Origin of the sequence: Bacillus sp. Brlt_9, from assembly GCF_051948935.1 — a bacterium.
Taxonomy (GTDB): domain Bacteria; phylum Bacillota; class Bacilli; order Bacillales; family Bacillaceae_G; genus Bacillus_A.
In genome coordinates this window covers 106161-117159 of record NZ_JAYJLO010000001.1, presented here as the reverse complement: position 1 = coordinate 117159, position 10999 = coordinate 106161, and the positions used below count along the sequence as shown (strand labels likewise).

Sequence of the window (10999 nt, the reverse complement as noted above, 5' to 3'; positions counted from 1 at the left end):
GTAAAATGATATCAAAAAACGCTTACATTTCTGAAAATTCATATTTCTGTATGGATTTTTCAGAATAATCATGATAGATTATAATTATGCATAACGCATCAAAAGACATGACAAAAGGAAGGGGAACTACATGAGTACGCAGATGTTAACTTTAACTTCTATCTCTATTTACATGCTCGGGATGTTAGTCATTGGCTATTTCGCCTATAAACGAACGTCCAACTTAACAGATTATATGCTTGGCGGGCGTACACTAGGCCCCGCAGTAACAGCATTAAGCGCTGGAGCATCCGATATGAGTGGTTGGCTTTTAATGGGATTACCCGGTGCAATGTTTAGCGTTGGATTAAGTAGTAGTTGGATTGCGATTGGCCTAACACTAGGCGCATATGCAAACTGGCTATATGTCGCTCCTCGCTTACGTACCTACTCTGAAATTGCAAACAACTCTATTACTATCCCAGAATTTTTGGAACACCGTTTCCACGACAAATCTCATATGCTACGTTTAGTATCCGGACTTGTTATTATGATTTTCTTTACTTTTTATGTAGCTTCAGGACTTGTTTCAGGCGCTGTATTATTTGAAAATTCATTCGGTATGAACTACCACGTTGGATTATTCATTGTTGCAGGCGTTGTTGTAGCTTACACATTATTTGGTGGTTTCTTAGCAGTAAGTTGGACAGACTTCGTGCAAGGAATCATTATGGTAATTGCTCTTATTCTTGTTCCTATTGTAACAATTATGAATTCGAACGGACTTGGACCTGCATTTGATACAATTCAATCTGTAGATCCAACACGTTTAGATATTTTTAAAGGTGCCTCTACTTTAGGAATGATTTCTCTATTCGCATGGGGCCTTGGTTATGTTGGACAACCTCATATTATCGTACGCTTTATGGCAATTTCGTCTGTAAAAGAACTTAAAAGCGCACGAAGAATTGGTATGAGCTGGATGATTTTCTCTGTTGTCGGAGCTATGTTTACTGGTCTTATCGGTATTGCTTACTATTCACAACAAGAGTTAACATTGTCTAACCCAGAAACAATTTTCCTTGAACTAGGAAAAATTTTATTCCATCCACTTATTACTGGATTTTTATTAGCCGCTATTTTAGCAGCTATTATGAGTACAATCTCATCTCAGTTACTCGTTACTTCGAGTGCAGTAACGGAAGATTTATATCGTACATTCTTTAAACGTTCTGCTTCTGATAAAGAACTTGTATTTGTCGGTCGTATGGCTGTACTTGTTATTGCATTAGTTGGGTGCGCTTTAGCGTTTAAACAAAATGATACGATTTTAGCTCTTGTTGGATACGCTTGGGCTGGATTTGGTTCTTCATTCGGACCTGCTATTTTATTAAGCTTATATTGGAAACATATGACGAAATGGGGCGCGCTTGCTGGTATGATTTCTGGTGCCGCTACTGTTATTATATGGACTCAATTTGAATTCTTAACAAAATTCTTATATGAAATGATTCCTGGTTTTGCTATTAGTTTAATAGCAATCATAATTGTTAGTTTACTAACACAACCTTCAAAAGAAGTTGAAGAGCAATTTGAGAATTTCGAAAAACAACATAGTCATAATCTATAAAGGGAAAGCTCTGCTGTTATCGTAACAGCGGAGCTTTCTTTATATCAAAGTTCGACAATCTTCTGCTCGAATTTAACAATTTCTTTATGTTTCGTTAAATTAAACATAACACTACTCCTTTATAGTAATACTATCAGCACTTATACAGAAAGGGGACTCCAACATGTTAGCAGCTTTCCAGCAACAACAAACACGAAAATTTTCACCTATCACAAATACTTCTACATCTTCTTTAAACATACAACCTAATCCACCCAAAATTACAATTGCTCCTTCTGTTATTTCAGTCATCGGTGTTCATATGGAAAAAAATAAGTTGAAAGTAAGAACGGGACAAAGCACTGAGTTATCAGCTTCCGTTTTGCCAGTGCAAGCGACGAATACAGAACTTACTTGGACAAATATGAACGCTGATGTTATCACAATGTACCCAAAAGGGGATACGGTAACGATTACTGGAAAAAGTGCGGGAAGAGCAGTCGTAATTGTCACAACTGCTGAAGGAAAGTTCCGTGACCTATGCATGATTCATGTACAACCTTATATGACAAACCCAAAGTAAAAGAGTGGCCTCGTAGCCACTCTTTTACTTCACTTCAATGTGTGAATTTTTACTTGTAACGAGATTGATGAATTGTGCTTTATCTTTAGGAGAAATGATTTCTGTTTGATGCGCTCCGTAAACAATTTCAAGCCGATCAAATGATAAAGCATGAGCCGCAATTGGATTTTTCGTATTTGAAATTTGTTTTATATCTCGTATAAATATGCGGTTTTTAACGAGACCTGATCTAATTGTAATTGTTTCTTCTCCGACGATGTATTTTGTCGAAAACCAACTCCACATAAATAATATTGCTAATGGAATTGTAAAAAATAAAAGAAAATATTCTCTACCTGCAAATAGGGGAGCAAAACACGCTCCAATGACAACGAAAAAAATCGGATATAACCATACATCTTTTTTTGATGGGAATTCCATTTCCTCCCCCTTTCTATGCCCGTATTTTTATAAAACAAAAAGAGAAGTATTACAACTTCTCTTTTCTTCCCCTAATACTATAATTCCTGTGTATACGCCGGCTCGTTTACTACATTTTTTGCTGTTCGTTTTTGTTGCTGTAGTAAGAACACAGATACTCCAAACAATACGAGCATGCTACCGATAATTTGCATTGCATTTAGTCTTTCCCCGAGTAAGAAGAACGCTAGTATAGATGCTCCAACTGGTTCCCCTAAAATACTCATTGAAATTGTTGTTGCATTTACGTAGTTTAATAACCAATTATTAATGACGTGTGACACTGTCGGTACGACCGCAAGTAAAAGAAATACGGTCCAGTCCCACTTCGAATAACCTGTAAAAGGCACTTGCCATACTATATTATAAATTCCCATAAAGATACCTGCGAATGCAAAGACTGTAAAGCTGTAAATCCAATGTGATACTTTCTTTACTGTCGTTTGCCCGATAAATAAATAACCGACAACCGCTATTACACTTAAAAAGGATAATATATCTCCGTAAATTGCTTGTTCACTTAGCCCTAAATCTCCCCAACCAATACACATTACGCCTAATATCGCAATTCCCATTGTTGCAATAGCTGAGTATGTTGTTCTTTCTTTAAATAAGAAAAAACCTCCAATTAAAGATACGATTGGTTGAAGCGCTAAAATAATCGTCGAACTCGCAACTGTCGTATGCTTTAAAGATTCAAACCATAATAGAAAATGAAGTGCTAAAAAGAAACCAGATCCAATTAAAAATCCCCAATCTTTTATTTGAATCTTACTAAACTCATCCCGTTTTTTCCAAACGATAGGCAGCATAATAAGTACGATAATCCATAATCGATACATACTTAATATGGAAGATGGTGCTGAGGACATCTTTACAAAAACTGCTGCGAATGAAATGGCTATAATGGAAATAGCTAATGGTAGTGCGATTGATTTTTCTTGTTTCAAATTCCGTCTCCCCTCTCACCTGTCAAAAATCCCACTTCATTATATCCGTTTTCTTTCATAACTTAAATACTAATTTTTTAGATTCTTCGTACCATTATGGTAAAATAGAAATGAAGGCACCTATTAGTGGATATTTCTTTTTCACTACAAGCGTCGCTCTTACAATCATTACAGTAAATTTTTATTTAGGGGGATCCACATGAATCAAACAATAGGGAGAATTGAAGAAATTTCATTTTATAGCGCATCACTTCAAGAAGATGTTACACTTCTCGTTTACTTACCGGTAAATTACACACCACTGCACAAACATACAGTTGTCATTGCACAAGATGGTAGAGATTACTTTCAGCTTGGTAAAGCGCACCGTGTAATTGAGCGCCTTCGTGAAACTGAAGAAATTGACCGTACAATTATTGTCGGTATTCCATATAAAAATGTACACGATCGTAAAGAAAAATATTTCCCAAATGAAGTAAAAAACGCTGCTTATATTCGTTTCCTCGCTCATGAACTTGCACCATATATCGATGAAAACTATCCAACGTACCAAATGGGAAAAGGGCGTGTGTTAATTGGTGATTCTCTTGGTGGAACAGTTTCCTTCATGACTGCACTTATGTATCCGCATACATTCGGTAAAGTCGTTATGCAATCACCATTTGTGGACGAAACCGTGATGAATTTAGTAACAGAGTTCAAAAATCCGGAGGCGTTAGAACTTTATCACGTCATTGGAACAGAAGAAACAGCTGTAAAACGCACGGACGGACAAGTATCTGATTTCGTAGGGCCGAACCGTAATCTTAATACGCTTCTAACAGATAGAAACTTCATTACACATTACGAGGAGTTTGAAGGTAATCATACGTGGAAATATTGGCAAACTGATTTACCGAAAGCTTTCTCTCATATGCTATCAATGAAATAATAGAGAGCAGTATTCAGAATAATTTGATATAATAGATTAAGAGAGGTATTTTCTCAAAATCTAACTAGACTTACAAAGGGAGGAATTGGAACATGAAATTAGGTATTGTAATTTTTCCATCTAAAATGATTCAAGATAAAGCGAACGGATTGCGTAAACGTTATGATCCGCATTACGCATTAGTTCCGCCACATATTACATTGAAAACACCCTTTGAGACGCAAGATGAACAATTAGAATCGATTGTAAACGAGTTACATACAATCGCAAGTAAAACGAACCCTTTCACCCTTCATGTTGGGAAGGTTGGTTCATTCGCACCTGTTAATAATGTTCTTTATTTTAAAGTAGAAAAAACACCAGAACTTACTTTCTTAAATGAGGAAATGCATAACGGGTTCTTTACACAAGAACGCGAATACGCTTTCGTACCTCATTTAACAATTGGACAAGGCTTATCAGATGCAGAGCATGCTGACGTATTAGGTCGATTACGTATGAAAGATTTCTATTATGAACAACCAATTGATCGCTTCCATCTTCTATATCAATTAGAAAACGGAACATGGACTGTACACGAAACATTCCACCTTGGAAAGGGGAACAACTAATTTGCACGCACAGATCGTACAAACAGACGAACAACTAAGAGATGCATTCTCTGTACGTAAGCAAGTATTTGTGAATGAACAACAAGTTTCTGCCGAAGAAGAGTATGATGAGTTTGAAGAAACTTCTATACACGTTGTTATATATGATAATGATGTTCCTGTTGGTGCTGGACGTTTTCGCACCATTGATGGGATTGGAAAAATGGAACGTATTTGCGTACTAGCTTCCCATCGTAAAAAAGGTATTGGAAAAATTGTTATGGATGCACTTGAAGCATATGCGAAGGAAAACTCGCTACCAAAATTAAAGCTGCATGCTCAAACACATGCTGAAGATTTCTATAAGAAACTTGGATATGTAACGAACTCTGATGTATTCATGGAAGCAAATATTCCTCACATCGTTATGATAAAAGAATTGTAATTTGAAAACAGGAGGTGTCCCCTCCTGTTTTTTACATTGCTATTTTCTTTTTCTTCCGCTAAAGTTAAATGTTGATGCTATAGTTTTGAAGGTGAATATATGACACAAGAAAAATTTTCACAAAAATCATTAACGCACGCTGATATCCCGCGTGCAACATATCATATTCCGAAAACATCTACCCATTTAATTATGGAAGAAGATGCAGATGCAGCGTATTTCCGCGCTCTCGAACAGCAAAATGTCTTTTTAAACGAAAAACAATTAGAGGCCGTACGAACGACAGAAGGTCCTGTTCTTACATTAGCTGGTGCCGGAAGCGGGAAAACATCTGTTTTAACAACTCGTGTAGGTTATTTAGTAAATGTAAAACAAGTTCATCCGCGCAATATTTTATTGCTTACATTTACCCAAAAAGCGGCTGAAGAGATTCGAAATCGTGTAGCGAATTTACCCGGTATGAATCACGCAGCAAGTAGCTACGTTGTTGCTGGTACGTTCCACTCTGTCTTTTTAAAATTGCTTCGTAGTCAAGGATATAATCAGCAAATTTTAGCAAACGAAAAACATAAACAAATTATGATAAAGAAAATTTTAAAAGAATTACGCTTAAAAGACGATTATGATGCTGAAACGATGCTCGCGATGATTTCACTTGAGAAAAACAAATTGAATCGTCCGAAAGATGTAAAAGCAAAAACACCTGTTGAACAAGAATTTAAAGAAGTATACGAGCGTTTTGAAGAAGTGAAACAACGATATAATTATATCGATTTTGATGACATCTTATTAGAAACATATTATATGTTAGAAAATAATGCTCCTTTGCTTACCCAATTACAACAACGGTTCCACTATATTGAAGTAGATGAGTTTCAAGATACATCGTATGCACAATATGAAATTGTAAAATTGTTAGCCACGCCAAGAAATAATTTATTTATCGCAGGTGATGACGACCAAGCGATATACGGCTGGCGAGGAGCAAGTCACCAAATTATTTTATCTTTTCCAAAAGAGTTTGATAACACTACGATTATCGCCCTTAATACGAATTATCGATCCAATCCTTTTATCGTCGGACTTGGAAATGAAGTTATCAAACTAAATCAAGAACGGTTTGATAAAGAGCTATATTCTGTTCGTGAAGAAGGTGTACAACCTTTTTACGCAAGACCTGCTACGACTCTTGATGAAGCAAATCAAATTTTGCAGCTCATTCAAGAAAAAGTAGATAGTGGTGAACGAAATTATAAAGATTTTTGTTTGCTGTATCGCACACATTCTGTAAGCCGTTCATTACTGGATCAGCTTACCATTCACAAAATCCCGTTTATTAAGCACGGTGCGAGCCAATCATTTTATGAACATTCATTAATTAAGCCTGTATTGGATCATTTACGACTAGTGATTGAACCATTTCGATTAGAATCACTTTCAAACATATTGCCAACGATGTATATCGGGCGTGATGATTGTATTTCATTTATTGAACGTGAACAATGGAAATATGGTGAAGGTCGTTTCCCTTCTCTTCTTCATTTCTTATTATTAAATCCGAGCTTAAAACCTTTTCAAGTGAAAAAGGTAAATGAGCGTATCGATTTTATTAAATTTATAAAAGAATTAGAACCGAAAAAAGCATTAAAAGAAATTATTCATGGTAAAGGAAAGTATTTAGAGTACTTACAAAGTAACGATCGTTCTTCCTTTACGATGCATAAAGATATACAAGAAGAAATGTTAGAAGAATTAATGGAGTCGGCAAATCGCTTCACTGATATTCCAGCTTATTTACAATTCATTGATGAAGCAATTCAAGGTCAAAAGGAAATGGAAGCATTAAAAACAATGCCGCAAAAAGATGCTGTTTCACTTATGTCTATTCATAACGCAAAAGGCCTTGAATTTCCATGCGTCTTTTTACTTGGAGCGAGCGATGGTATTCTGCCCCATACTTCTTCTTTAAAAGATGCAAATGATCGTGTTACAGAGACTTCTGAAGCTTTAGAAGAAGAACGCCGACTACTTTATGTCGCAATTACACGTGCGAAAGAAGAATTGTACATTTCTTCTCCACAATTTTTTAGAGGAAAAAAATTAGATATATCTCGCTTTTTGTATACTGTACGAAAAGATTTACCTGAAAAGACATCCACTACATAAGGATGTCTTTTTTTCATATTGCATTATGTACATCCCTACTATATAAATTCCTTGTTTTTATCATAAGAATTAACGTAATATCAACCATATTCCGTTCATATTGTAATAGTGTATGTCAGAACTCACGATAAGGAGTGAACATAATGAGCTGCAATTGTAACGAAGACCATCATCATCATCATCACGATTGTGATTTCAACTGTGTATCAAATGTCGTTCGTTTTATACATGAACTACAAGAATGTGCAACGACAACATGCGGATCTGGTTGCGAAGTTCCATTTTTAGGAGCACATAATAGTGCATCTGTAGCAAATACACGCCCTTTTATTTTATACACAAAAACTGGAGAACCTTTTAAAGCATTTGCACCAACTGCAAGTCTTTCTAGCTGCCGATCTCCAATTTTCCGTGTGGAGAGTATAGATGATGATGATTGCGCTGTATTGCGTGTATTAACTGTAGTATTAGGTGATACTTCTCCTGTACCACCTGATAATGATCCGATTTGTACATTTTTAGCTGTACCAAATGCCAGATTAGTGTCAACCTCCGCTTGTCTTACTGTTGATTTAAGTTGCTTCTGTGCTATTCAATGCTTACGTGATGTTTCTATACAAAGCTAAATACTGATTTAAGCATGGATTGGGTGGCAGAATTTTCTGCCACCCAATCCATGCTTAAAAGGTATTATTATGTATTTTTTATAAAATTGGGAACTTGTCTAGAACATAGAACCTGTCCTTTTCATTAACTGAAAGTAGAAACAGATAAAGGAGTGAAAAACATGTTCTCTTCTGATTGCGAATTTACTAAAATCGATTGTGAGGCGAAACCAGCTAGTACACTACCTGCCTTCGGTTTTGCTTTCAACGCGTCTGCACCTCAGTTCGCTTCATTATTCACACCATTACTATTACCTAGCGTAAGTCCAAACCCAAATATTACTGTTCCAGTAATAAATGATACAGTAAGTGTCGGAGATGGCATTCGAATTCTACGAGCTGGTATTTATCAAATTAGTTATACATTAACGATTAGTCTTGATAACGTTCCTGTTGCACCAGAAGCTGGTCGTTTCTTCTTATCATTAGGTACGCCAGCTAACATTATTCCTGGATCAGGTACAGCAGTTCGTTCTAACGTTATCGGTACTGGTGAAGTAGACGTATCCAGTGGTGTTATTCTGATTAACTTAAACCCTGGCGATTTAATTCAAATTGTACCAGTTGAGTTAATTGGAACTGTAGACATCCGTGCTGCAGCATTAACAGTTGCACAAATTAGCTAGTAAAAAGCGGTATTTCTCCTTTGAAATACCGCTTTTTATATTTATAATAAAAAACACTCACAGTAACATGAGTGTTTCATTCTTCATAGTGTTTAATAGTATTCTTCTTTTTCCCGCAATTACATCCCTTTTTCTTCACAAATCCTTGTTGTTGCAATTGTTCTTGATATGCCTGTTGTTGCAATTGGTGTTGTTGCTGCATGTGATACCATTGCTGCAGGTCATATGAATTTTGCCTTGGATTATTGCTCACAGCAAACATCTCCTCTACTGTCAATTCTGTCTATTTACTATATGAACAACTCTTTATTTCCGTTCCCTCATTCTTTTAAACTCCGCTTTTTCTCGTATTATGAAAATATATTATTCTCCCATAAAGTATCCTGTAATCGTTTCAATGATTGCTGCTGCTCCTGCAATAGCTAATAATGCAAGTAACGGCTCTGCAACGATAGGGATCCAATTATATAAAACTAATAAAAAAGCACTAACCCATACACCTGTACACCAATAACAGCTTAATAATTCGCCAATCCACTTTCTTAATCCTTTACCTTTTACTTTTGTAAAAGTTGATACACTTCCATCTGGCTCTGTAATCTCTAATTCATCAATAAACGGTCTTCGCAAAAAAGCTGTAATTTTATCATACACAATTAAACGGGTGAGCCTAAAAGCTGCTAACGCGAAAATAAAAAATAAAAGCCAACTTGTAAACAGCATGATTCCACCTTCCCTTATTCTCTCTTTCGCCTATTTAAAAAAAAAGGTCTTGAGGTTGTGACCAAATCTCCTCAACTCCAATATCTTATTAATGTAAATACAAACAAGAAGATAAGGAGTGACATTAATGAGTTGTAACGAAAATAAACACCATAGCCCTTCTCATTGTGTAGTTGACGTTGTAAAATTCATCAATGAATTACAAGATTGTTCTACAACAACGTGTGGATCTGGTTGTGAAATCCCATTTTTAGGAGCACACAATAGTGCTTCAGTAGCTAATACACGCCCTTTTATTTTATACACAAAAACTGGAGAACCTTTTGAAGCATTTGCACCAACTGCAAGCCTTTCTAGCTGCCGATCTCCAATTTTCCGTGTGGAAAGTGTAGATGATGATAGCTGTGCTGTATTACGTGTATTAACTGTAGTATTAGGTGATACTTCTCCTGTACCACCTGATAATGATCCAATTTGTACGTTTTTAGCTGTACCAAATGCAAGATTAGTATCGACTAACACTTGTCTTACTGTTGATTTAAGCTGCTTCTGTGCGATTCAGTGCTTACGCGACGTTTCTATCTAATAAGTGAAGTAAACTAAAAAACTATTAGGGTGGTAGAAGATTTCTACCACCTTTACATATTTAAAATCCGGCCATACTAATCGATTGGATATCATCTATAGACAACTTAATATCTCTCATACTATTTTGCGGCATAATGGATACAATGCCATTACGATACGATATGATTGATCCAATATAAGAAACTGTAGCCGTTTTTATTCTGCACCTTACTTTCGGAATGTAATGAGGACGATTTAATAAAAAATGAATTTTTTCATCATTATTCATATCCTTAAATGATTTATTATATGGAACAGTTCTCACTGACTCTTGCTGCTCTTGTACTTGTTCCTCTTCTTCTATCGTTTCTTCTACTTGCTGCTCTTCTTGTTGTTGTTCTTGTTGTTCTTGTTGTTCTTGTTGTTCTATTACCTCTTCCACAGCACTACTTACAACATTTTCGTTTCTATTACTTTCCTCTTTTCGATCATCATTTTCAAAGTTTGTTAAAATAATTCTTTTTATTTTCGGTGCAGCAAGTTCTAAACTTACTTGTGCAATATATAACAACGGTTTTCCAACTGTTGAACTTTTATTTTTATTCTTCACACCCGTCCCTCCCACTTCCATACGTAGCTGAATAAATCGTGTACTATTATAGTTATATTCATAACGTGGTAAGAACTTTCGTTAAAAATCGTTCTT

Annotated in this window: 14 protein-coding genes; 9 read left to right on the top strand and 5 right to left on the bottom strand. The window is 35.8% G+C overall.

What is annotated here, in order from left to right; genetic code table 11:
• Nucleotides 1-130: 130 nt before the first annotated feature.
• Nucleotides 131-1609 (top strand): sodium/proline symporter PutP, encoded by a 1479-nt coding sequence (putP, locus tag VF726_RS00625; RefSeq protein ID WP_440165081.1) that lies wholly within the window; start codon nucleotides 131-133, stop codon nucleotides 1607-1609.
• Between the two features lie 163 nt (nucleotides 1610-1772).
• Nucleotides 1773-2171: an Ig-like domain-containing protein gene (locus VF726_RS00620; RefSeq protein WP_440165079.1), complete on the top strand. Its 399-nt coding sequence runs from the start codon at nucleotides 1773-1775 to the stop codon at nucleotides 2169-2171.
• 24 nt (nucleotides 2172-2195) lie between these two features.
• Here VF726_RS00620 and VF726_RS00615 read toward each other — a convergent pair whose 3' ends face one another.
• Nucleotides 2196-2591, bottom strand: coding sequence for a PH domain-containing protein (locus VF726_RS00615; protein WP_440165077.1), 396 nt, complete (start codon nucleotides 2589-2591; stop codon nucleotides 2196-2198).
• 77 nt (nucleotides 2592-2668) lie between these two features.
• Complete coding sequence (locus VF726_RS00610) at nucleotides 2669-3580, bottom strand: DMT family transporter (protein WP_440165075.1); 912 nt, start codon at nucleotides 3578-3580, stop codon at nucleotides 2669-2671.
• A 199-nt stretch (nucleotides 3581-3779) separates the two neighbouring features.
• On the opposite strand from VF726_RS00610, the gene VF726_RS00605 reads away from it, so the two are divergent.
• The 6 genes from VF726_RS00605 to exsF all read left to right on the top strand — a co-directional run bounded on the left by VF726_RS00605 (nucleotide 3780) and on the right by exsF (nucleotide 9003).
• Nucleotides 3780-4511 (top strand): alpha/beta hydrolase, encoded by a 732-nt coding sequence (locus VF726_RS00605; protein WP_440165073.1) that lies wholly within the window; start codon nucleotides 3780-3782, stop codon nucleotides 4509-4511.
• 92 nt (nucleotides 4512-4603) lie between these two features.
• Entirely contained in the window at nucleotides 4604-5122 is a 519-nt protein-coding gene (locus VF726_RS00600) for a YjcG family protein (protein WP_087957795.1), read from the top strand.
• Between the two features lies 1 nt (nucleotide 5123).
• A complete protein-coding gene (locus tag VF726_RS00595) occupies nucleotides 5124-5546 on the top strand; it encodes a GNAT family N-acetyltransferase (protein WP_048526727.1) in 423 nt (140 codons plus the stop codon).
• Between the two features lie 99 nt (nucleotides 5547-5645).
• Nucleotides 5646-7712: an ATP-dependent helicase gene (locus VF726_RS00590; protein WP_440165069.1), complete on the top strand. Its 2067-nt coding sequence runs from the start codon at nucleotides 5646-5648 to the stop codon at nucleotides 7710-7712.
• A gap of 143 nt (nucleotides 7713-7855) precedes the next feature.
• Complete coding sequence (gene cotY, locus VF726_RS00585; protein WP_440165067.1) at nucleotides 7856-8338, top strand: spore coat protein CotY; 483 nt, start codon at nucleotides 7856-7858, stop codon at nucleotides 8336-8338.
• 161 nt (nucleotides 8339-8499) lie between these two features.
• Complete coding sequence (gene exsF, locus VF726_RS00580; RefSeq protein WP_440165065.1) at nucleotides 8500-9003, top strand: exosporium protein ExsF; 504 nt, start codon at nucleotides 8500-8502, stop codon at nucleotides 9001-9003.
• Between the two features lie 76 nt (nucleotides 9004-9079).
• Here exsF and VF726_RS00575 read toward each other — a convergent pair whose 3' ends face one another.
• Both VF726_RS00575 and VF726_RS00570 read right to left on the bottom strand, forming a co-directional pair.
• Nucleotides 9080-9265 (bottom strand): cytochrome C oxidase subunit III, encoded by a 186-nt coding sequence (locus VF726_RS00575; RefSeq protein ID WP_440165063.1) that lies wholly within the window; start codon nucleotides 9263-9265, stop codon nucleotides 9080-9082.
• Nucleotides 9266-9366: 101 nt separating this feature from the next.
• Complete coding sequence (locus VF726_RS00570) at nucleotides 9367-9726, bottom strand: DUF1360 domain-containing protein (protein WP_000899662.1); 360 nt, start codon at nucleotides 9724-9726, stop codon at nucleotides 9367-9369.
• A gap of 127 nt (nucleotides 9727-9853) precedes the next feature.
• Between VF726_RS00570 and exsY the strand changes: the two genes are divergently transcribed.
• Nucleotides 9854-10312: an exosporium assembly protein ExsY gene (exsY, locus tag VF726_RS00565; RefSeq protein WP_440165061.1), complete on the top strand. Its 459-nt coding sequence runs from the start codon at nucleotides 9854-9856 to the stop codon at nucleotides 10310-10312.
• Between the two features lie 60 nt (nucleotides 10313-10372).
• Here exsY and VF726_RS00560 read toward each other — a convergent pair whose 3' ends face one another.
• The gene (locus VF726_RS00560; RefSeq protein WP_440165059.1) at nucleotides 10373-10924 is read right to left on the bottom strand and encodes a spore coat CotO family protein; all 552 of its coding nucleotides are present in this window, start codon (nucleotides 10922-10924) and stop codon (nucleotides 10373-10375) included.
• Nucleotides 10925-10999 lie beyond the last annotated feature (75 nt).

Bases quoted from the DNA above. Each gene is read 5' to 3' on its own strand.
- exsY (WP_440165061.1), top strand. From the start codon at position 9,854: ATGAGTTGTAACGAAAATAAACACCATAGCCCTTCTCATTGTGTAGTT.
- putP (WP_440165081.1), top strand. From the start codon at position 131: ATGAGTACGCAGATGTTAACTTTAACTTCTATCTCTATTTACATGCTC.
- VF726_RS00570 (WP_000899662.1), bottom strand. From the start codon at position 9,726: ATGCTGTTTACAAGTTGGCTTTTATTTTTTATTTTCGCGTTAGCAGCT.
- VF726_RS00575 (WP_440165063.1), bottom strand. From the start codon at position 9,265: ATGTTTGCTGTGAGCAATAATCCAAGGCAAAATTCATATGACCTGCAG.
- VF726_RS00600 (WP_087957795.1), top strand. From the start codon at position 4,604: ATGAAATTAGGTATTGTAATTTTTCCATCTAAAATGATTCAAGATAAA.
- VF726_RS00615 (WP_440165077.1), bottom strand. From the start codon at position 2,591: ATGGAATTCCCATCAAAAAAAGATGTATGGTTATATCCGATTTTTTTC.
- VF726_RS00590 (WP_440165069.1), top strand. From the start codon at position 5,646: ATGACACAAGAAAAATTTTCACAAAAATCATTAACGCACGCTGATATC.
- cotY (WP_440165067.1), top strand. From the start codon at position 7,856: ATGAGCTGCAATTGTAACGAAGACCATCATCATCATCATCACGATTGT.
- exsF (WP_440165065.1), top strand. From the start codon at position 8,500: ATGTTCTCTTCTGATTGCGAATTTACTAAAATCGATTGTGAGGCGAAA.
- VF726_RS00620 (WP_440165079.1), top strand. From the start codon at position 1,773: ATGTTAGCAGCTTTCCAGCAACAACAAACACGAAAATTTTCACCTATC.
- VF726_RS00560 (WP_440165059.1), bottom strand. From the start codon at position 10,924: ATGGAAGTGGGAGGGACGGGTGTGAAGAATAAAAATAAAAGTTCAACA.
- VF726_RS00605 (WP_440165073.1), top strand. From the start codon at position 3,780: ATGAATCAAACAATAGGGAGAATTGAAGAAATTTCATTTTATAGCGCA.